Origin of the sequence: Caulobacter sp. Root487D2Y, from assembly GCF_001427165.1 — a bacterium.
In the GTDB taxonomy this organism is placed as follows: Bacteria; Pseudomonadota; Alphaproteobacteria; order Caulobacterales; family Caulobacteraceae; genus Caulobacter.
Map to the genome: position 1 here is coordinate 100,249 of NZ_LMFD01000010.1, position 19,528 is coordinate 119,776.

Consider the following 19,528-nt stretch of genomic DNA (forward strand, 5'->3'; position numbering starts at 1 on the left):
AGCTCAGGATGAGGATGAATTCGAACGCGGCGTATTGATTGTCTTCATCCTTAGCCTGTCGAAGGACGAGGACACGCACACTTCCAAACATTTGTTCGAATATCCCCTTCCTTCGGCCCCCGCCCTCCCGTTAGGGTCTCCCCAACGAACCAGGGAGATCGCCGATGAAGGCCGCCGTTCTGCGCGAAGTGGGCAAGCCGCTCCAGATCGAGGAGGTCTCGATCGGCAAGCCGGGCCCGCGCGAGGTGCTGATCCGCACCAAGGCCGCCGGCGTCTGCCATTCCGACCTGCACTTCGTCGAAGGCTCCTATCCCCATCCCCTGCCCGCCGTGCTGGGCCACGAGAGCGCCGGGATCGTCGAGGCGGTCGGGTCCGAGGTGCGCACCGTCAAGGTCGGCGACCACGTGATCACCTGCCTCAACCCCTATTGCGGCCACTGCGAGGTCTGCCTGACCGGGCACATGAACCTGTGCATCAGCCCGGAAACGCGCCGCGCCAAGGGCGAGGAGCCGCGCCTGTTCCGCGAGGATCTCTCGGGATCCGGAGACACCCGGATGGCCCAATTCCTGAACCTGTCGTCGTTCGCCGAGATGATGCTGGTGCACGAGCACGCCTGCGTCGCCATTCGCCGCGACATGCCGTTCGACCGCGCCGCCCTGATCGGCTGCTCGGTGATGACCGGCGTGGGGGCGGTGATCCACACCTCCGGCGTCCGTCCGGGCGAGACCGTGGCCGTCATCGGCTGCGGCGGCGTGGGCCTGTCGACGATCAACGGCGCGGTCATGGCCGGCGCCGGCCGGATCATCGCCATCGACCGCATCCCGGGCAAGCTGGAGCTGGCCAAGGCGTTCGGCGCCACGGACGTGATCCAGGCCTCGGACGACACGGTCAAGCAGGTGATCGAGCTGACCGGCGGCGGCGTCCACCACAGCTTCGAGGCCATCGGCCTGAAGGTCACCGCCGAGCAGGCGTTCAAGATGCTGCGCCGGGGCGGCACGGCCAACATCATCGGCATGATCCCGGTGGGCACCATGATCGAGCTGCACGGGCCCGACTTCCTGGGCGAGCGGAAGATCCAGGGCAGCTACATGGGCTCCAACCGCTTCCCGGTCGACATGCCCCGCCTGGTCGACGCCTACATGGCCGGCAAGCTGAAGCTGGACGAACTGATCTCGCGCCGCATCAAGCTCGAGGACGTCAACTCGGCGTTCGACGAGCTGAAGCGCGGCGAGCTGGCGCGGTCGGTGATCGTGTTTGATTGAGGTTCACCCCTCCCCGCCCGTCATCCTCGGACTTGTTCCGAGGACCCCTATGTCCGCCGCGCTGAACGTTCAGAGCCATCCGCTGCCGTCTCAGCCGATCCACGCCGTCACCTAGGCTGAAACAGGGATCCTCGGAACAAGTCCGAGGATGACGGCCGTTGGGGTCTTCGTGCACTCTCCCCCTAACGGCCCGACGAGGCCCACCCCAGGGAGGAACCATCATGAGCATCGAAGGCGGCTGTCAGTGCGGCGCGATCCGTTACCGGATCGAGGGCGAGTTCATGGGTTCGGGCGCCTGCCACTGCCGATCCTGCCAGTACTCGACCGGCGGCGGGCCCAACTATGTGGGCCTGGCGCCGAGGGACGGGTTCACGGTCACCCGGGGCGAGCCCAAGCGCTACGTGCGGCCGGGCGGCAGCGGGGCGGACGTCGCCCGCGCCTTCTGCGGCGACTGCGGCACGCCGCTGTGGTCGGAGGGCCGCCTGCCCTTCTATCCGGTCAAGGTCGGCAGCCTGGACGATCCGTCGATCCTGGAGCCGGCCATCCATCTCTGGACGAGCGAGGCCCAGCCGTGGCATCGGATCGAGCCGGGCCGCCCGGCCTTCCCCGAGAACCCGCCGCTGCCCTGAGGACCTGAATGGCCGCCCGCTACGACTTCGCTTCGGACAACGTCGCCGGCGCCATGCCGGAAGTCATCGAGGCGATCGTCGCCGCCAACGCCGGAACGGCGTCGGGCTACGGGACCGACCATGTCAGCGCCGCCGCCGCCGACCGCATCCGCGCCCTGCTGGACGCCGACGCGCAGGTGCGGTTCACCGCCTCGGGCACGGCGGCCAACGCCTTCGCCCTGACCTGCCTGGCCCAACCGCACGAGGCGGTGCTGGCCCACGAGCACGCCCACATCTGCACCGACGAGACCGGCGCGCCGGGCTTCTTCGGCCAGGGCGTGGGCCTGATCGGCCTGCCCGGCGCCTCGGGCAAGATCGCCCTGCCGGGGCTGGAGCTGGCCCTGAACGAGCCGGACGTCTCGTACCGCCAGCCGGCCGCCGCCCTGTCCCTGACCAACGCCACCGAGTACGGCACGGTCTACGGCGCCGACGACCTGGCCGCCCTGATCGCGCCGGTGAAGGCCAAGGGCTATGGCGTGCACTTGGACGGCGCGCGCCTGGCCAACGCCGTGGCGGCGGGTTTCGACCTGAAGGCCGTGCCGAAGATCGGCGTCGACATCCTGGTGATCGGCGGCACCAAGGCCGGCTCGACCCCGACCGAAGCCGTGGTGTTCCTGAACAAGGATCTCGGCCGGCGCCTGGACGCCCGCCTCAAGCACGCCGGCCAGCTGGTCTCCAAGGGCCGGTTCCTCAGCGCCCCCTGGCTGGGCCTGCTGGGCGAGGGCGCCGACGGCGGTCCGTGGGCGGCGCGCGCGGCCCACGCCAACGCCATGGCCCGAAAGCTGGCCGCCCTGATGCCCTTCCCCCTGCGCCACCCGGTCGAGGCCAACGGCCTGTTCGTCGACATGGACGACGCGGCGCTGGAGCGCCTGCGCGAGCGCGGCTGGTTCGTCTATCGCTTCCTGGACGGCACGGCCCGCTTCATGTGCTCGTGGGCGACGACGCCGGAGATGGTCGAGGAACTGGGCGAGGCGCTGAAGGCGGTGGCGTGATTCACGGGAGGGGGACACGCCCTTGCGGCGTGTTCCCAAACCTTGGCTCGGCGCTGGCGGATGGGGACACGCCGCGAGGGCATGTCCCCGACAGCGCTACTCCTCGACCGCCGCTTCCTCCGTCGCCTCCAGCCGCCTCGGCCCGTCCCGCACGATCTTCTCCTCCGCCGTGCGCACCATGCGGCGCTGGTCGTGGAACTTGGCCAGCTGGGCGCAGGCCGTGAAGAAACCGCCGGGGGCGCGAGTGTCGATCCCCTCGGTCAGGGTCAGCAAATGGATCCCGGCCGCCTCGAACCGCGCCAGGACCTCCAGCAGGTCGACCAGGTGGGCGGCGAAGGCGTGCAGGTTGATCACCGCCAGCACGTCGCCGGGCTTGAGGACGGCCAGGGCCGAGTCCAGCCCCGGCTTGTGCACCGCCAGGCCGTAGCAGCGATCATGGAACAGCTGGTCGCAGCCGGCCTCGAACAGGCGCTGGGACTTCGGCCCGTCGATCACCACGCCCCTGACGGGCGGAACTCTGAGATAGCCGACCATGCGCATGAGCCGGTGTGTGGCAAAGCCGAGGGCGGGTGGCTAGGGGCGAGTGCGGAAAGGTCGGGGATAAATCTGTAACCCTCTCCCCGACCGACACCCTCTCCCTGAGGGAGAGGGAGGGACCCATCGTGAAACGATGGGAGGGTGAGGGGTTACACCGCCGACGATTTCACTCAGCGCCCTGCCGGCGCGCCGGCTGGCTCGGAACCCCCTCATCCTCCCACGCCTGCGGCGCGGGCCCCGCCTTCTCCCCATGGGAGAAGGTTTCGGTTTGGGAGAAGGTGACGACGGACGCCCTGCCGGAGCTCTGGACCGTCACCCCCAGCATCGCCGCGATCTCGGCGGCCGGCTTGGGGCGGCTGATGAAATAGCCCTGGATCTCGCCGCAGCCCTGGCGGCGCAGTTCGTCCAGCTGCTCCACCGACTCCACCCCCTCGGCCGTCGTCGTGATGCCCAGGCTGGCGCCCAGGTCGAGCACGGCCTTGATGATCGCCAGGGCGTCGGCGTCGTCGAGGATGTCGCGCACGAAGGTCTGGTCGATCTTGATCTTGTCGAACGGGAAGCTGCGCAGATAGCTCAGCGACGAATAGCCGGTGCCGAAGTCGTCCATCGAGATCCGCACGCCCAGGGCCTTCAGGTGGTGCAGGACCGACATGTTGCCGACGCTGTCCTGCAGCAGGACCGACTCGGTGATCTCCAGCTCCAGCCGCTCGGCCGGCAGGCCCGAGACCGCCAGGGCCGAGACCACGATGCCGACCAGGTGCTTGTCGCGGAACTGGGCCGGCGACAGGTTGACGGCCAGGCGCACGTGCTCGGGCCAGCCGGCCGCCTCGCGGCAGGCCTCGCGCAGCACCCACTCGCCCAGCGGATTGATCAGGCCGATCTCCTCGGCGATCGGGATGAAGTCGCCCGGCGAGACCATGCCGCGGCTCGGGTGGTTCCAGCGCAGCAGGGCCTCGCACCCCATCACCTTGTCGGCGCCCAGGTTGAACAGCGGCTGGTAGTAGAGCTCGAACTGGCCCTCGGCCAGGGCCACGCGCAGGTCCAGCTCCAAGGCCCGGCGCGCCTGCAGGGCCTCGTCCATGGCCCGCTCGAAGAAGTGGAAGGCCCCGCGCCCGTCGGCCTTGGCGCGATAGAGGGCCATGTCGGCCTTCTTCAGCAGTTCGCCGCTGTCCGACCCGTCGTTGGGCGACACCGCCACCCCGACGCTGCCGCCGATCATCACCTGGTGGCCCTGCAGTTCGAAGGTCTCGGCCAGGGCCTCGACGATGCGGCCGGCCAGACGCGTGGCGCCGGAAAGATCGGTCAGGCCGCACTGGACCACCGCGAACTCGTCGCCGCCCAGGCGCGCGACGGTGTCGCCTTCGCGCACGCAGGCCCGCAGGCGTTCGGCGGCGGTCTTCAGCAGGGCGTCGCCGATCGGATGGCCCAGGGTGTCGTTGACGGTCTTGAAGCGGTCCAGGTCGATGCAGTGCACCGCCACCAGGTCTTCGCGGCGCGCCGCGCGGCTGAGGGCCGCGGCCAGGTCCTTCTGGAACAGCAGCCGGTTGGGAAGATCCGTCAGCGGATCGTAGTGCGCCAGCCGGGCGATCTGGGCCTCGGCCCGCTTGCGCTCGGCGATGTCCTCGGAGACGCCCAGCAGGTATTCGGCCGCGCCGTCGGGGCCGGGAATGGCGATCTTCTTGGTGCGCAGCAGGGCCAGGGAGCCGTCCTTGCGCGGCACGTGGTCCTCCTCGATCACCCGCACCTCGCCCGAGGAGATCACCTCGGCGTCGCGCTCGCGATAGATCGCCGCCTGTTCGGCCGGGTAGAAGTCGGCGTCGGTGCGGCCGATCATGTCGGCGCGGGCGTGGCCCAGGATCTTCTCGCCGGCGCGGTTGAGGAGGACATAGGTGTGGTCGTCCGCCCGCTTGACGAACACCATCGACGGGATGGCCTCGACCACCGCGGTCATGAAGGTGCGGGCCTGCTCGGCGGCGGCCTTCGCCGAAGCCAGGGCCTCGACGCCCCGGCGGTTGGTCTCGTTGGCGGCCTGCAGCAGGCCCAGCACCGTGCCGACGCCCAGATAGCGGCCGCCGTCGGTGACGATGAAGCCGCGCAGCAGGTCGCTGGCCCGGTACGACAGGCTGTCGCTGGTGAAGGCCGCCAGCTCGACGTCGGCCTCGACCACCAGGGGGTCGTTGTCCATCAGCACCGAGATCGGCCGCAGGGCGTAGAGGGCGCGGCCGTATTCGGCGGCCATGCGCAGGAAGAAGGCGTTGCGCTCGACCAGGCCGATCGGCCGGTCGTCGGCGTCGAGCACCGGCACGATCAGGGTGTCGGGCTCCTCGCGGAACCGCTCGTACAGGGTCTTGCCCAGGCTGTCGGCGCGGGCCGGAACCAGGGAAGAAACGGTGTCTCGCAGGGTGAACATAGATACGCCTCCACTCGCGGGTGGAGGGACCATTTCTGACCTAACGACTGGCTAATCTGTGGGCCGAAGCGTTGCTATTTCGCGAAAACTTCACGTTGCTGTCACAGTGTTTGCGGGGGCGTTTACCGTGACCTTGCGCGGCGCTAGACGCCCCCTCCGTCACGATGCTGCGCATCGCGCCACCTCCCCCGCGATGCGGGTGAGGAGGAGGGCGGTCCAGCTTCCTCCTCACCCGTGAAACGGGGGAGGTGGCATGGCGCGAATACGCGACATGACGGAGGGGGCGTTCCGCGTAGCTAGGAGACCATCCCCGCCAACCGCCCGCGGATGATCTCCTCGGCCTCCGACACGATCCGGTCGATCAGCTCGCGCACCGTCGGCACGTCGTGGATCAGGCCCTGGACCATGCCGGCCGACCAGACGCCGTGGTCGGTGTCGCCGCCGATCAGGCCCTCGCGGCCGCGCGCGCCCTTCACCAGATCGGCCACGTCCTCGAACTTGGCGCCGCCGGCCCGCTCGATGGCCACGACCCGCTGGCTGATCGCGTTCCTGGCCACGCGGGCGGTGTTGTGCAGCGTCCGGAAGATCAGGTCGGTGGCCCGCTCGTCGTTGGCGACCATCTGTTGCTTGAAGTTGTCGTGGATCGGCGCCTCCTGAGTGGCGCAGAAGCGGGTGCCCATGTTGACGCCGTCGGCGCCCAGGGCCAGGGCCGCGACCAGGCCGCGCGCGTCGCCGAACCCGCCCGAGGCGATCATCGGGATCTTCACCTTCTCGGCCGCCACCGGGATCAGGATCAGGCCGGGGATGTCGTCCTCGCCGGGGTGGCCGGCGCATTCGAAGCCGTCGATGCTGATGGCGTCCACGCCCATCCGTTCGGCCGACAGGGCGTGGCGGACGGCGGTGCATTTATGGATCACCTTGACGCCGTGGGCCTTGAACTCGTCGACATGCTCCTGCGGCTTGTAGCCGGCCGTCTCGACGATCTTGATCCCCGCCTCGATGATCGCGGCGCGGTACTCGGCGTAGGGCGGCGGCTTGATGGCCGGCAGGATGGTCAGGTTGACGCCGAACGGCTTGTCGGTCAGCTCGCGGGTGCGGGCGATCTCTTTGGACAGGGCCTCGGGCGTGGGCTGGGTCAGGGCGGTCAGGAAGCCCAGGGCCCCGGCGTTGGCCACGGCGCTGACCAGCGGCGCGGTGCCCACCCACTGCATGCCGCCCTGGGCGATCGGATGCTCGACGCCGAACATCTCGGTGAAGCGGGTCTTGATGGCCACGGGCGTGCTCCCTCTGTGTTTCGCGGGAGTATGGCCGGGTGACGTTGGGGACGGGCAAGAGGGGAAAGTTCATCCTCCCGAAGTCCCTCCCCCTGTGGGGGAGGCGGTCCGAAGGACCGGTGGGGGGAGTTTTAGGCTCGTTCGATCCAGACGCGGGCCGACTGCCGATCACTCCCACCACCGTCGCCTTCGGCGACACCTCCCCCACAGGGGGAGGAATTTAGTGCACCGACACGCCCAGGCGGTTCCACAGGTTGATCATCGCGATCACCGTCGTCAGGGCGCTGGCCTCGACGTCGCTGAAGTGGGTCCGCAGGTCGGCGCGCAGCGGGCCGAGATCGGTGTGGACGGGCAGCTGGGTCAGGGCCTCGGTCCAGGCCAGGGCGGCCTTCTCCTTGGCGGTGAAGTCCGACACGTGGCGCCAGACCACCAGGCGGTCCAGCCGCTCGTTGGTCTCGCCGTCGTCGCGGGCTTCCTTGGAGTGCATCTTCACGCAGAAGGCGCACTGGTTCAGCTGCGAGGCGCGCAGCTTGACCAGGTGCACCAGGTGGCCGTCGACCCCGGCGCCCACCGCCGCGGTCTCGGCGGCGATGAAGGCCTGGTAGACGGCCGGAACGTTGACGTCGTGGCGGAAGGGGGCGGTTTCGACGCTCATGGTCTTGTCCTCGATTTGGCCCTGCGATCGGGCTTTCGGAACAAGACGAGGTTAGGCGGCCAGACGTGACATAGGGTCGGCGATTTTATCGGCGCCCGCCGAAAAATCTCTGCCAGGCAACGAAAACCACCGCGCAGAGACCTAGGACGGCGACGATGGGCAGGGCCAGCCAGCCGGCGTTGGACAAGCCCGCGTCGAGACCCGCGCCAAACCAATTATTGTCCGATTGCTTCCGCCGCCCGCCGACTTCCGCTCCGAGCAGAGGGTCGCGCGGGCCTGGATCGAACACTACTGCAGCCCCTCGCGGCCGATCGCGTAGAACCGCGCGGCGCGCTGCTTCTTCAGCTCGGCGGGCGACAGCTTCATCAGCTTCTTCAGTTCGTCCTCGACCGCGTCGCCGACGGCTTCGATGGCGGCGGCCGGGTCGGAATGGGCCCCGCCGGCCGGCTCCTCGACGATGCGGTCGACGATCTTCAGCTGGATCAGGTCCTGGGCGGTGATCTTCATGTTGGCGGCCGCGTCCTTGGCCCGGGCGCCGTCGCGCCACAGGATCGAGGCCGCGCCCTCCGGCGAGATCACCGAATAGATCGAGTGCTCGAGGATCAGCACCTTGTTGGCGCCGGCTAGGGCGATGGCGCCGCCCGAACCGCCTTCGCCGACGATGGTGGCGACCATCGGGGTGCCCAGCACCAGGCCGCGCTCGGTCGAGCGGGCGATGGCCTCGGCCTGGCCGCGCTCCTCGGCGCCCAGGCCCGGATAGGCCCCGGCGGTGTCGACAAAGGTGATGACCGGCAGGTTGAAGCGCTCGGCCATGTCCATCAGGCGGACGGCCTTGCGATAGCCCTCGGGGCGGGCCATGCCGAAATTGTGCTTCAGGCGGGTGGTGGTGTCGTGGCCCTTCTCGTGGCCCATCACGACCACCGGGACGCCGCGGAACCGGCCCAGGCCCCCGACGATCGCCTGGTCGTCGGCGAACTTGCGGTCGCCGCGCAGCTCGACGAACTCGTCGATCAGGCCGGCGACATAGTCCTTCAGGTGCGGACGCTCGGGATGGCGGGCGACCATGGTCTTCTGCCAAGCGTCGAGGCCGGCATAGGCTTCTTTCCGAAGCTGCTGGGCGCGGTCGCGCAGGGCCTGGATCTCGGTCTCGAACGCGCCGGGACCCGCCGTCTCGGAGAGCCGCGACAGCTCCTCGATCTTGCTTTCCAGATCGGCGATGGGTCGCTCGAAGTCGAGATAATGCGCGGCCATGGGTCTCTAACGTCGCCGTTACGGAAAGGTGGCGAACCTAGAGCGCGATAACCGAAAACGAAACCGCTTTTGGCGGTTCATCGCCTCGAAATCGCCAAACCTCGCCTTGTACGGGACTCACGCCGGACTCATTGGGGTTCCAGAAGGATACGCGGAGCCCTGGCCTGCGACTTGTCGTCGCAGCGACACCATGACTCGGCCGGAACCCCTGCGAGGCTCAGGGATTCGTCTTCGTGAGAGTCCTGTGGAGAGTCTTGTATCGAAACCCGCGCTCTCTGGTTAATCGCCAGGTTCTCACCTATATCCTTCTAGTCGGCTGAGAATCCAGCCGACGCCCGCGGCCCCGCCCATCGAATATGGACCCGGTCCCGCCTGATGCGAACGGATGTTCCCATGCAGGTGTTCACGTTTTTCTGTGTCGAGTCCGATGGCTCGGTGCCGCGTTTCGATGTCACCCCTTGCCCCGACGACCAGGCCGCGCGCCGTCGCGCCGAACAGCTGGTCGGCGTCCATCGCGGCTGCGACACCGTCGAGGTGTGGCGCGGCGCCACCCGCCTGTTCGAGGTGACCTCGCACCAGGTGGCGGCGGCCTAGTTCTTTCTCCCCCTCGAAGACTGTCATCCCGGACGTAGCGCAGCGAAGATCCGGGACCGACGCCTGAGCGCCGGCGCTTCCGGCGGTCCCGGATCGGCGCGCTACGCGCTTGTCCGGGATGACAGCGGAATAGAGCGATAAATCCGTACAAGACGGCCCGGCTTCACGGTAGCAAGTGGGACGCCAGCCGGAGTCCGCCCCATGATCGCCGTCCCCGCCCGCCCTTCCGCCATCGCCGACGACAGCGGCCACGGCGGCGTGCAGATCCTCGTCACCGCCGGCCCCATCCGCTTCGCGGCCGATCTGGGCCCCTTGGACGGCGGGCTCGACATCGGCCCCAATCCCCATGACCTGGTGGCCGCCGGCCTGGCGGCCTGCACCACCCAGACCCTGCGGCTCTACGCCCGGCGCAAGGCCTGGCCGCTGGGCGCGGTGCATGTGGAGGTGACCTGGCGGCGCGACCCGTCCTCGCAGCCAGCCGATGTCTTCGAGCGCGTGATCACCCTGGGCGGCGACCTCGATGACGCCCAGCGGGCGCGGCTGATGGAGATCGCCGAGGCCTGCCCGATCCACAAGATGCTGGTGGCGGGGTCGCGGGTGGTGACTTCGGCGGCGTAGGTTCGGCGAACACTTGCCCCCTACGGGTCGCTTCGCGACCGTCTTCCCCCACAGGGGGAAGAGGCGCGTCCTCCGCCCCCTATGGGGGCGGACAGGCGGCGAAGCCGCCAGGTGGGGGCAAGTCCGTGAGCCTCAGAACCCATAGAGCGCCGCATACTCCGCATCCTTGGCCGCGATCTGCCTGGCGCAGTCGACCATGACCTTGGCCTGTTTCCAGGTCGCGTCGTCCTGCATCTTGCCGTCCAGCATGGCCACGCCAGTGCCGTCCGGCATGGCCTCCAGGATGCGCTTGGCGAAGATCACTTCGTCCGGCGCCGGGCTGAACACCGCCTTGGCGATGGCGATCTGGCTGGGGTGCAGACTCCAGGCCCCGGCGCAGCCCATCAGGAAGGCGTTGCGGAACTGCTGCTCGCAGGCGACCGGGTCGTCGATGGCCCCGAACGGACCGTAGAACGGCTTGATGCCATGGGCCGCGCAGGCGTCGACCATCTTGGCGAAGGTGTAGTGCCACAGGTCCTGCTGGACGGAGACGCGGGGCGAACCGTCAGCGTGCGGGTCCTCGATCACGCGGTAGCCGGGATGGCCGCCGCCGACCCGGGTGGTCTTCATGGCGCGGCTGGCGGCGAGATCCGCCGGGCCCAGGCTGATGCCCTGCATGCGCGGGCTGGCCCCGGCGATGGCCTCGACGTTCATCACGCCTTCCGCCGTCTCGAGGATGGCGTGCAGCAGGATCGGCCGGGTGACGCCGTGCTTGGCCTCCAGCGAGGCCAGCAGCTGGTCCATGTAGAAGATGTCCCACGGCCCCTCGACCTTGGGGACCATGATCACGTCGATCTGGTTTCCCGCCTTCTCGACCAGGGTGGCCACCTCGTCCAGGTGCCAGGGCGAGTTGAGGCAGTTGATCCGCACCCACAGCCCCACGCCCAGGGCCTTGAAGTCGGTCTCGCGGGCCATGGCGATCGCGCCGGCCAGGGCCGCGCCCTTGGCGTCGGCGGGGATGGCGTCCTCCAAATTGGCCAGGATCACGTCGACGGTCGGGGCGATCTCGGGGACCTTGGCGCGCACCTTGTCCAGGTGCGGCGGCACGAAGTGGATCATCCGTTCGACCCGGGCCGGCGGTTCGCGCCACGGGGTCGGCGCGCCGATGGCCAGGGGTTTGAAAAAGCCTCGGGGGGTCTTCATGCGCGCTTCCCAGTTCGTTTCTTATTTCGCAGTTGCGAGAAGATTGCGGCGGCGCGGTAGCGGGGTCAAGACTGACGCGAAGGGAAGGGTCACGGTCCAACCTCAGGGCTTGCTGGGCGGCCCCTGGACAGGCAACGGCGGCTCTTCGGGATCCTCGCGCTTGAGATCCTCGGCCGCGTCGTTCTTCGAGGCGTGGGCGGCCTTGGCCTTGGCCTTGCGGCCGGCCCGGGTCTCCAGGCGCAGGGCGGCGCGGGCGTCGTCGCCCTCCTCGCCGAACAGGCCGCGCAGGCGCACGTCGCGCTGCGGATAGGGGATCTCTATGCCCGCCCCGCGCAGGGCGTCGTCGATCGCCCAGGTGTAGGCCGCCAGGATCGCCGCCGGCCGGCGCACCGACTCGATGGTCGGCCAGACGATCAGCTCGAACTTCAGCGCGGACTCGCCAAACCCCACCAGCCAGACCTGGGCCTTGCGGGCGCCATCGTCGGGCGCGGTGAACGACACCGAATGGGCCGCCTTCAGCACCGCCTCGCGCACCTTCTCCTTGTCGACCCCGAAGGCGGTGACGAACGGCACGCGGATGCGGCGGGTGCTGTGGTGCAGGGTCCAGTTGACCACCTGCTCGTTGACCAGCACCGAGTTGGGCACGATCAGGTCGGTGCTGTCGTTGGTGCGGATGCGGGTCGAGCGCGGGCCGATCTCGTGCACCACGCCGCGCGCGCCGTTCTGCAGCTCGACGAAGTCGCCCACCGCCACCAGGCGCTCGAACATCAGCGACACCCCCGAGGCGAAGTCCTTGACCAGGCCCTGCAGGCCCAGGCCCACCCCGACGCCCAGGGCCCCGGCGAACACCGCCAGCGAGGTCAGGTTCACGCCCATCACCGACAGGGCGACCAGCAGGCCGATGACGCGCAGGCCGTAGGTGCTGAGCTTTTCGACGATGTACAGCGACGGGGCGGCGACCGCCGACCGTTCGCGGAGCCGCCGCAGACCGGCGGCCACCAGCTTCGACAGGTAGATCGAAGCCACCACCACGACGATCGCCGCCGCCACCCCGCCCAGGGTGATCGTGGTCTTGCCCAGCTTGACCAGTTCGATGGCGTCGGGGCGGTTGAACAGGTTTTCGGCCATGGCGGCGAGTGTGGGGGCGCCCGAGCACGGCGGGCAAGTCCCCAAAACCCTCTCCCATGGGGAGAGGGAGGGGCCCGCGCCGACAGGCGTGGGAGGGTGAGGGGGTGGTGAGTCGACGGCGCGCCGGCAGGGAGCCCGAGCGAAAATCGGTGAGGGCGTAACCCCTCACCCTCCCACCGCTACGCGGCGGGTCCCTCCCTCTCCCTCTGGGAGAGGGTGATCAGCGCCCCACCATCGCCAAGCCGGCTTCGCTGTAGCGCGCGCCCACGACCGCCGTTTCGGGCGCCGCGGCGGCGATCCTGGCCAGGTCGTCGGCGGACAGCACGACGTCCACCGCGCCGACGTTCTCCTCCAGCCGGCCGATCTTGGTCGTGCCGGGGATCGGGGCGATGTGGTCGCCCTGATGGAGGATCCAGGCCAGGGCCAGTTGGGCCGGGGTGACGCCCTTGTCGGCGGCGATCTGGGTCAGGGCCTCGACCAGCGACAGGTTCTTGGCCAGGGCCTCGCCCTGGAAGCGCGGCAGGCCGCGGCGGAAATCGTCCTTGGCCAGCGGCGCGTCGGCCTTGATCGCCCCGGTCAGGAAGCCTCGGCCGAGCGGGCTGTAGGGCACCAGGCCGATCCCCAGTTCCCGCAGCACCGGCAGGGTGGTGTGCTCCAGGTCGCGGAACCACAGCGAATACTCGCTCTGCAGGGCGGCCACCGGCTGCACGGCATGGGCCTTGCGGATCGTCTCGGGACCGGCTTCCGACAGGCCGAAGTGCTTGACCTTGCCCTCGGCGATCAGGTCCTTGACCGTGCCGGCCACGTCCTCGATCGGCACGTCGGGGTCGACGCGGTGCTGGTAGAACAGGTCGATCACCTCGACGCCCAGACGCTTCAGCGACGCCTCGGCCACTTCGCGGATATGCGTGGGCCGGCTGTCGGTCCCGCGCATGCGGGCGTAACCCTCGCCCGCGCCTTCCGGGGCGATGTCGAAGCCGAACTTGGTGGCGATGACGATCTTGTCGCGGAAAGGCTTCAGGCCCTCGCCGACCAGCACCTCGTTCAGATAGGGGCCGTAAACCTCGGCGGTGTCGAAGAAGGTCACGCCCAGCTCGACCGCCCGGGCCAGCACCTTGAAGGCGTCGGCCTTGTCCAGGGCCGTACCGTAGACCTGGCCCATGCCCATGCAGCCGAGGCCGATGGCCGAGACTTCCAGCCCGTCGCCGAGTTTGCGCGTCTTCATGGGGAGCTCCTTGTGTCTGTTTTCGCGTGGGAAGGTCCGCCTTCCGCCTGGAAGATGGGCGCGGGTCGCCGCGACTATAAGGCCCCCAAATCGACCGCGCAGGAATGGGCAAGACGTTCGCCGGATCGGGCAAACGTCATGACCAGAGCTGGGCCTGCGCGCCGAGAAGGTCACGGCTTTCCGTTGGGCGACCTAGCCCCGAAGCGTCCGTGCCAGGCTGACTAGAGCTATCGACATTCACGCTCGTTGCGTGGTCCTCGTCCTTCGACAGGCTCAGGATGAGGACCATTTACAGGCTCGAGCTTTAGAAAAACCTCATCCTAAGCTTGTCGAAGGACGAGGTTTTCGTCTCAAACGCTGACCGTCGATACGCCCTAGGCGGCCGCTCGCGCGGCGAACCACGGCGTGATCCGCCGCAGGGCCTCCTCGACCTCCGCCGTCGAGACCGCGAAGCTGAAGCGGATGAACCGTCGGCCGTCGACCGGGTCGAAATCGACGCCGGGCGCGGTGGCCACGCCGGTGTCGCGCAGCAGGGCCTCGCAGAAGGCCAGGCTGTCGTCGGTCAGATGGCCGATGTCGGCGTAGATGTAGAAGGCCCCGTCCGGCGGGGCGATCGAGGCCAGGCCCAGGGCCGGCAACGCATCGAGCAGCAGGGCGCGGTTGGCGCGGTAGACGGCCACGTGGCCCTCCAGCTCGTCCAGGCAGTCCATGGCCACCAGCCCCGCGTGCTGGCTCAGCGACGGCGGGGTCAGGAACAGATTGCCCATGAAGGCCCGGGCCCGCTGGATCTGCTCGCTCGGCACGACCGTCCAGCCCAGCCGCCAGGCGGCCATGCTGAAGTACTTCGAGAAGCTGTTGACGATCAGGGCGTCCGGCGCGAACGCCAGCATCGAGCGGGCCGGCTCGCCGTAGCTGAGGCCGTGATAGATCTCGTCGGAGACGACGCGGATCCCCCGCGCGCGGCAGACCTCGGCGATGGCCTCCAACTCGGCGGCGGGGATGATGGTGCCGGTCGGATTGGCCGGGCTGGCGATGATCACCCCGGCCGGGGCGGGATCCAGGGCGGCGAGGTGGGCGGCGGTCAGCTGGAAGCGGCTCTCGGCCCCGCACGCGATCTCGACCGGGACCAGGTTCAGGGCCTTCAGCGTATTGCGATAGGCCACGTAGCCGGGCCGGGCCAGGGCCACGCGGTCGCCCGGCTGGAAGTTGGACGCCAGGGCCAGAACCAGGGCCGGCGAGGCGCCGCAGGTCAGGATGATCCGCTCGGGATCGACGCTCACCCCGTCCAGCGTGGCATAACGCTGGGCGATCGCCGCCTTCAGCCGCGGGCTTTCCCAATAGCCCATGCCGTCGGTGTCCAGCACATGGTGCGCCGTGGCGATCGCCGCCTTGGGCGCGCCGGTCGAGGGCTGGCCGAACTCCATGTGGATGATCGATCGGCCCTCGGCCTTCATCTGGTGGGCCAGACGGCTGATGGCGATGGCGTGGAAGGGTTCGATCTCGGAAGCGGCCATGCAGCGTAACTAGTCGGCGCGGCGTCCGGCCGCAACGACCCGTCTCGAACCTTGTCCATCGCCTCGAACCGCCTTAGCGATCTTGAGTGTTTGGGGAACGGCATGACGATCATTGAGGCTCCGAGGCGGCTGGCGGGCCTCGTCATCGCCGCGACCTGGATGTTCTTCGCCGGACGGCTCCTAACGTTCAGTCTGTTCGGGGCGAATCTAGCATTGCTGGTCGGAAAGCCGCCGGAGGCCTTCCCATACTTAGCCTTCGCCCAAGTCCTGAAGCTTTCAACCAACATCGCCTTGTTCACCCAGGCTGTAGCCGGCGTCCTCGCCCTGATCTGGATTTACCGCGCCAGCCGCAACGCCCAACGCCTAGCGAATTACGGCCTGCCAATGTCAGCCGCTTGGGCGGTCGGCTGGTACTTCGTGCCGATCGCCGCGATCTGGAAACCCTTCGAGGGCATGGAACAGTTGTGGAAGGCTAGCACCGCGGGGACCGCATGGCGCTCGGTCACGACCCCCGCCCTGCTCCGCTGGTGGTGGGGCGCATGGCTGGCGGGCGGCGGCGTCGGCGGCCTGCTCGGCGTCCTCAAGCAGGTCGGCATTCATGACCGCGCGCTGCTCACCGGCATGATCATGCTGGGCGGCCTGGTCGTGATGGCGCAGTGCGTGCTGTTCAATCGGATCGTCCGCCACGTCACCGACCTGCAAGGCCGGGTCACCGACACGAGCGTGTTCGACTAGGACCTCGGCGACATCGGTCGCCCCTGGGCGGCGGTTCGTCGAAAAGCGCGGGCCGATGTCGGAACGGACGTGGCTTGATCGTCCTGGGTTCGACACCCGCTCAACGGAGGACGCCCCATGCCCAAGATCACCCCGTTCCTGTGGTTCGACACCCAGGCCGAGGAGGCCGCGAACTTCTACGTCTCGCTGTTTCCCAATTCGAGGATCACCAGCGTGGCGCGCTATCCCAGCGACTCCCAGCCGCCGGCGGGACCGCCCGGAACCGTCATGACCATCGGTTTCGAGCTGGAGGGCCAGGAATACACCGCCTTGAACGGCGGCCCAATGTTCCCCCTCACCGAGGCGGTGTCGTTCGTCATCCACTGCGCCGACCAGGCCGAGGTCGACCGCTACTGGGACGCCCTGCTCGCCGACGGCGGCCAGGCAAGCGCGTGCGGCTGGCTGAAGGACAAGTTCGGCCTGTCCTGGCAGATCGTGCCGCAGGCGCTGCTCGACCTCTATTCCAGCCCCGACAAGGCCGCCGTCGGCCGGATGTTCGCCACCATGATGCAGATGGTGAAGCTGGACATGCCCAAGCTGAAGGCGGCGTTCGAGGGGGCATAGGCCTGGGCCCTCCCCCCGTGGGGGAGGCGGCCGAAGGCCGGTGGGGGGAGTTTAGGATCGTCGATCCGGGTTGTGGTCGTCCGCCGATCACGCCCCCCTCCGTCGGCTTCGCCGACACCTCCCCCACAGGGGGAGGGACTAGGCGCCCTTAAGCCTTCTTCACGAACTCCACCCGCAGCACCAGGCCGCGCACCTTCTCGACATTGGCCTCGATCTCGTCGGTGTCGCCGGTCAGGCGGATGTTCTTGACCAGGGTCCCGCGCTTGAGCGTCACGCCGCCCGAGCCCTTGACCTTGAGGTCCTTGATCAGGGTGACGTTGTCGCCGTCGGCCAGGATCGTGCCGTTGCTGTCGCGGGTTTCGTCCGACATGTCGTTCTCCTGAAAAGGTGTGGGTGCTTAGCAGCGCGCGCGCCCAATACAAACACTGTCATCCCGGACAAGCGCGCAGCGCGCAGATCCGGGGTGACAAAACTATTTCCGCCCCAGCGGATGCTTGGACTTCACCACCTGGGCCAGGTGATCTCCCGCCACGTGGGTGTAGATCTGGGTGGTGGCGATGTCGGCGTGGCCCAGCAGGGTCTGGATCACGCGCAGGTCGGCGCCGCCCTCCAGCAGGTGGGTTGCGAAGGCGTGGCGCAGGACGTGGGGGCTGACGGTCTCGCGGTCGATGCCGGCGGCGATGGCGGCGTCCTCGAGCAGCTGCGAAACCCGCCGCGCCGTCAGCCGGCCGCCCTTGCCGCGCGAGGGGAACAGCCAGGGGCTCTCCTTGACGCCCTTTGGCAGGAATTGCGGCCTTGCCTCCAAATAGGCCTTCACCGCCGCGCGGGCCGCGTCGTTCAGCGGGGCCAGCCGCTCCTTGCCGCCCTTGCCCTTGACCATCAGGAAGGCCGGGTCGCGGGCGAGGGCCGCCAGCGGCAGGTTCAGCAGTTCGGAGATCCGCAGGCCCGAGGCGTAGAGCAGCTCGATCATGCAGGCCAGGCGCAGGCCCTGCCCCCCGTCCTTGGCGGCCGCCGCCGCGATCAGCCGCAGGACCGCGTCGCGCGACAGCACCTTGGGCAGGGGCCGGCCGGCCTTGGGCGCCTCGACCCGGCGCGAGGGGTCGTCGTCGCGCCAGCCCTCGCCCAGCACGAAGCGGTAGAACTGCCGCAGGGCCGAGCGCCGGCGGGCGGCGGTGGCCGGCGACAGGCCGCGCGCGCCCAGGTCGGCGAAATAGGCCTCGACGGCCTCGGCCGAGGCGGCGTCGAGATCGCCGCGCGAGGCCAGGAACAGCCGGGCGTCGGCCAGGTCCTTCTCATAGGCGGTCAGGGTGTTGCGGGCGGCCGCGCGCTCGACGGCCATCATCTCGAGGAAGGCGTCGATCCAGCCTGATGCCACGCTGCTCATTTCAGCTGCAGCGCCAGCAGCCCCTCCACGGCGAAGGCGCGGGCGTCGGCTTCCAGCCCGGCCTTCAGCAGGGCGCGGACCAGCCGGGCGCGATCGACCGGCCCCGGTCCGGCGGGCCCGGCGTCGGCGGCGATCGACAGGGCCAGCAGCGCCGCCTCGCCCTGGCGGCCGGCGGCGGCGGCGGCGTCCAGCACGATCAGTCGTCCGGCCGGCGCGGCGGACTTGCCCGGGTCGAAGATCGCGAACGACGCGCGGGCCTCGGGGCTCATGGGGCCGCCGAACGCGGCCAGGATCAGGGCGGCCGCCTGGGCGGGCGACTTGACGCCGCCCTGGACGCCGCGCTCGATCAGGCCGTCCAGGATCTGGCTGTCCTTCTTGCCCTCGGCGGCGGCCAGGGTCGCGTCCAGCAGGGCGAGATCCAGAGTGGTCGCCCCCGGGATGGTGTCGCCGGTCAGCTTGCCTCGGATCGCCTGGGCGGTGGCCAGGTCGCCGGCGGCCAGGGCGGCGCGGGCCAGCGGCACGGGGTCCTCCAGCGGCGCGGCGCCTTGGGCCAGGGCGGCGACCGCCGGCTGGGCGGCCTTGGCGGCGTCGGTGAAGGCGACCAGGCCCTTGGCGCCGCGCAGGGCGGCCAGGACCTGGGCCTGGGCGGCGGCCGGGTCGGTCGGCGCGGCCGCGTCGGCGGGCTTGAGCATCGCCTTCAGCGCCGGCGAGGCGCTGGCGACGGCGGCGGCCGACCCCACGTCCAGTCCCAGCTTGCGCGACAGGGCGTAGTTGATCCCGTTGGCCAGGTTGGCCGGCCCCGCCGGCGCACCGGACAACAGGGCGCTCATCAGCCGGGCGTAATCGGCGTCCTGGCCCTGGGCCAGGCTGAGGGTCAGCTGGGCCGCGGCCTTCTCGCCGGCCAGGGCCTGGCAAAAGGCTCGCAGCCGCAGCCAGTAGGGCCCGCCGCGGTCGACGGTGAGCGCCTCGCCGATCTTGCAGGCCTTGTCGTCGGCGCCGGAGATCAGGGCCGCCTCGGCCGCCGCCAGCGACAGCGGGGCGCTGCCCGCCACGCCGGGCGCGCGGTCCAGCATGGCGTCGGCCCCCTTGGCCTCGCCCAGGGCGATCAGGGCCAGGGCCCTCATCGCGCCCAGCTCGGGGTCGTCGCCGATGCCGGGCGGGGCGTTGGCGCCGGTGGCCAGCACCCGCCGCGCCAGGCCGGTCGCGGCCGGCGACAGCGGCTTGGTCGCCAGCTTGGGCAGGGCTTCCTTGGCGACGCCCGGCGAGGCGTCCTTCCAGAGGTCGCCCGTCAGGTCCGTCTGCGCCGCCGGCGTCGAGAACAGGTCCGGGGCGGCCAGGGGCTGGACCTGCACCTGAGCCAAGGCCTGAACGGGGGTGGACGTGGCCGCGAGCACCGCCGCCAGGACGATGGCCGAAAGGGTCGTGAGTCGCTTGCAAGGAGCCATGGTTCAACTATGCCGCAGGACAGGGGTTGGCGAAACTTTTCGCCCTCCGCG

General features: G+C 69.5%; 18 protein-coding genes and 1 pseudogene. 7 read left to right on the forward strand and 12 right to left on the reverse strand.

What is annotated here, in order from left to right; all coding sequences use genetic code 11:
- Positions 1-164 precede the first annotated feature (164 nt).
- The 3 genes from ASD38_RS10370 (at position 165) to ASD38_RS10380 (ending at position 2,922) form a co-directional block, all read left to right on the forward strand.
- Positions 165-1,262, forward strand: coding sequence for a Zn-dependent alcohol dehydrogenase (locus ASD38_RS10370; protein WP_056440829.1), 1,098 nt, complete (start codon positions 165-167; stop codon positions 1,260-1,262).
- A 221-nt stretch (positions 1,263-1,483) separates the two neighbouring features.
- Positions 1,484-1,891 (forward strand): GFA family protein, encoded by a 408-nt coding sequence (locus tag ASD38_RS10375; protein ID WP_056440826.1) that lies wholly within the window; start codon positions 1,484-1,486, stop codon positions 1,889-1,891.
- Positions 1,892-1,899: 8 nt separating this feature from the next.
- Positions 1,900-2,922, forward strand: coding sequence for a beta-eliminating lyase-related protein (locus tag ASD38_RS10380; RefSeq protein ID WP_056459863.1), 1,023 nt, complete (start codon positions 1,900-1,902; stop codon positions 2,920-2,922).
- Between the two features lie 96 nt (positions 2,923-3,018).
- On the opposite strand, the gene ASD38_RS10385 is transcribed toward ASD38_RS10380, so the two are convergent.
- The 5 genes and pseudogenes from ASD38_RS10385 to ASD38_RS10405 all read right to left on the reverse strand — a co-directional run bounded on the left by ASD38_RS10385 (position 3,019) and on the right by ASD38_RS10405 (position 9,049).
- Positions 3,019-3,456: a recombinase family protein gene (locus ASD38_RS10385; RefSeq protein WP_162252138.1), complete on the reverse strand. Its 438-nt coding sequence runs from the start codon at positions 3,454-3,456 to the stop codon at positions 3,019-3,021.
- Positions 3,457-3,702: 246 nt separating this feature from the next.
- A pseudogene (locus ASD38_RS10390) lies at positions 3,703-5,869 on the reverse strand (putative bifunctional diguanylate cyclase/phosphodiesterase); the annotation flags it as partial.
- Between the two features lie 296 nt (positions 5,870-6,165).
- A complete protein-coding gene (locus ASD38_RS10395; RefSeq protein ID WP_056459874.1) occupies positions 6,166-7,143 on the reverse strand; it encodes an NAD(P)H-dependent flavin oxidoreductase in 978 nt (325 codons plus the stop codon).
- 220 nt (positions 7,144-7,363) lie between these two features.
- Positions 7,364-7,798, reverse strand: a complete 435-nt coding sequence (locus ASD38_RS10400) for a carboxymuconolactone decarboxylase family protein (protein ID WP_056440812.1) — start codon at positions 7,796-7,798, stop codon at positions 7,364-7,366.
- A 288-nt stretch (positions 7,799-8,086) separates the two neighbouring features.
- On the reverse strand, positions 8,087-9,049 hold the full coding sequence (locus tag ASD38_RS10405) for an acetyl-CoA carboxylase carboxyltransferase subunit alpha (RefSeq protein WP_056440809.1): 963 nt from the start codon (positions 9,047-9,049) through the stop codon (positions 8,087-8,089).
- Between the two features lie 435 nt (positions 9,050-9,484).
- Here ASD38_RS10405 and ASD38_RS10410 point away from each other — a divergent pair, with 435 nt between their 5' ends.
- The gene (locus tag ASD38_RS10410; RefSeq protein ID WP_235523815.1) at positions 9,485-9,643 is read left to right on the forward strand and encodes a hypothetical protein; all 159 of its coding nucleotides are present in this window, start codon (positions 9,485-9,487) and stop codon (positions 9,641-9,643) included.
- Positions 9,644-9,844: 201 nt separating this feature from the next.
- Positions 9,845-10,261, forward strand: a complete 417-nt coding sequence (locus ASD38_RS10415; RefSeq protein WP_056459877.1) for an OsmC family protein — start codon at positions 9,845-9,847, stop codon at positions 10,259-10,261.
- A 132-nt stretch (positions 10,262-10,393) separates the two neighbouring features.
- On the opposite strand, the gene ASD38_RS10420 is transcribed toward ASD38_RS10415, so the two are convergent.
- From ASD38_RS10420 to ASD38_RS10435, 4 genes are all read right to left on the reverse strand, one after another.
- The gene (locus ASD38_RS10420) at positions 10,394-11,443 is read right to left on the reverse strand and encodes an HpcH/HpaI aldolase/citrate lyase family protein (RefSeq protein WP_056440801.1); all 1,050 of its coding nucleotides are present in this window, start codon (positions 11,441-11,443) and stop codon (positions 10,394-10,396) included.
- 102 nt (positions 11,444-11,545) lie between these two features.
- Positions 11,546-12,571, reverse strand: coding sequence for a mechanosensitive ion channel family protein (locus ASD38_RS10425; RefSeq protein ID WP_056459881.1), 1,026 nt, complete (start codon positions 12,569-12,571; stop codon positions 11,546-11,548).
- A gap of 220 nt (positions 12,572-12,791) precedes the next feature.
- A complete protein-coding gene (locus ASD38_RS10430) occupies positions 12,792-13,796 on the reverse strand; it encodes an aldo/keto reductase (protein ID WP_056459884.1) in 1,005 nt (334 codons plus the stop codon).
- A 374-nt stretch (positions 13,797-14,170) separates the two neighbouring features.
- Positions 14,171-15,310: an aminotransferase class I/II-fold pyridoxal phosphate-dependent enzyme gene (locus tag ASD38_RS10435; protein WP_056459888.1), complete on the reverse strand. Its 1,140-nt coding sequence runs from the start codon at positions 15,308-15,310 to the stop codon at positions 14,171-14,173.
- 102 nt (positions 15,311-15,412) lie between these two features.
- Here ASD38_RS10435 and ASD38_RS10440 point away from each other — a divergent pair, with 102 nt between their 5' ends.
- Positions 15,413-16,045, forward strand: coding sequence for a DUF4328 domain-containing protein (locus ASD38_RS10440; RefSeq protein WP_056440783.1), 633 nt, complete (start codon positions 15,413-15,415; stop codon positions 16,043-16,045).
- A 117-nt stretch (positions 16,046-16,162) separates the two neighbouring features.
- The gene (locus ASD38_RS10445) at positions 16,163-16,648 is read left to right on the forward strand and encodes a VOC family protein (RefSeq protein ID WP_056459891.1); all 486 of its coding nucleotides are present in this window, start codon (positions 16,163-16,165) and stop codon (positions 16,646-16,648) included.
- 148 nt (positions 16,649-16,796) lie between these two features.
- Here the strand turns inward: ASD38_RS10445 and ASD38_RS10450 are convergent, their stop codons facing one another.
- The 3 genes from ASD38_RS10450 to ASD38_RS10460 form a co-directional block, all read right to left on the reverse strand.
- Positions 16,797-17,018, reverse strand: a complete 222-nt coding sequence (locus ASD38_RS10450; protein ID WP_056440777.1) for an alkylphosphonate utilization protein — start codon at positions 17,016-17,018, stop codon at positions 16,797-16,799.
- A gap of 102 nt (positions 17,019-17,120) precedes the next feature.
- Positions 17,121-18,032, reverse strand: coding sequence for a site-specific tyrosine recombinase XerD (locus ASD38_RS10455; RefSeq protein ID WP_056440771.1), 912 nt, complete (start codon positions 18,030-18,032; stop codon positions 17,121-17,123).
- Positions 18,029-19,477: a hypothetical protein gene (locus tag ASD38_RS10460; protein WP_056459893.1), complete on the reverse strand. Its 1,449-nt coding sequence runs from the start codon at positions 19,475-19,477 to the stop codon at positions 18,029-18,031. The genes ASD38_RS10455 and ASD38_RS10460 overlap by 4 nt, the downstream gene beginning before the upstream one ends.
- Positions 19,478-19,528: the final 51 nt, after the last annotated feature.

Bases quoted from the DNA above. Each gene is read 5' to 3' on its own strand.
- ASD38_RS10460 (WP_056459893.1), bottom strand. From the start codon at position 19,477: ATGGCTCCTTGCAAGCGACTCACGACCCTTTCGGCCATCGTCCTGGCG.
- ASD38_RS10450 (WP_056440777.1), bottom strand. From the start codon at position 17,018: ATGTCGGACGAAACCCGCGACAGCAACGGCACGATCCTGGCCGACGGC.
- ASD38_RS10425 (WP_056459881.1), bottom strand. From the start codon at position 12,571: ATGGCCGAAAACCTGTTCAACCGCCCCGACGCCATCGAACTGGTCAAG.
- ASD38_RS10415 (WP_056459877.1), top strand. From the start codon at position 9,845: ATGATCGCCGTCCCCGCCCGCCCTTCCGCCATCGCCGACGACAGCGGC.
- ASD38_RS10430 (WP_056459884.1), bottom strand. From the start codon at position 13,796: ATGAAGACGCGCAAACTCGGCGACGGGCTGGAAGTCTCGGCCATCGGC.
- ASD38_RS10370 (WP_056440829.1), top strand. From the start codon at position 165: ATGAAGGCCGCCGTTCTGCGCGAAGTGGGCAAGCCGCTCCAGATCGAG.
- ASD38_RS10380 (WP_056459863.1), top strand. From the start codon at position 1,900: ATGGCCGCCCGCTACGACTTCGCTTCGGACAACGTCGCCGGCGCCATG.
- ASD38_RS10420 (WP_056440801.1), bottom strand. From the start codon at position 11,443: ATGAAGACCCCCCGAGGCTTTTTCAAACCCCTGGCCATCGGCGCGCCG.
- ASD38_RS10385 (WP_162252138.1), bottom strand. From the start codon at position 3,456: ATGGTCGGCTATCTCAGAGTTCCGCCCGTCAGGGGCGTGGTGATCGAC.
- ASD38_RS10405 (WP_056440809.1), bottom strand. From the start codon at position 9,049: ATGGCCGCGCATTATCTCGACTTCGAGCGACCCATCGCCGATCTGGAA.
- ASD38_RS10445 (WP_056459891.1), top strand. From the start codon at position 16,163: ATGCCCAAGATCACCCCGTTCCTGTGGTTCGACACCCAGGCCGAGGAG.
- ASD38_RS10375 (WP_056440826.1), top strand. From the start codon at position 1,484: ATGAGCATCGAAGGCGGCTGTCAGTGCGGCGCGATCCGTTACCGGATC.
- ASD38_RS10455 (WP_056440771.1), bottom strand. From the start codon at position 18,032: ATGAGCAGCGTGGCATCAGGCTGGATCGACGCCTTCCTCGAGATGATG.
- ASD38_RS10435 (WP_056459888.1), bottom strand. From the start codon at position 15,310: ATGGCCGCTTCCGAGATCGAACCCTTCCACGCCATCGCCATCAGCCGT.
- ASD38_RS10440 (WP_056440783.1), top strand. From the start codon at position 15,413: ATGACGATCATTGAGGCTCCGAGGCGGCTGGCGGGCCTCGTCATCGCC.
- ASD38_RS10400 (WP_056440812.1), bottom strand. From the start codon at position 7,798: ATGAGCGTCGAAACCGCCCCCTTCCGCCACGACGTCAACGTTCCGGCC.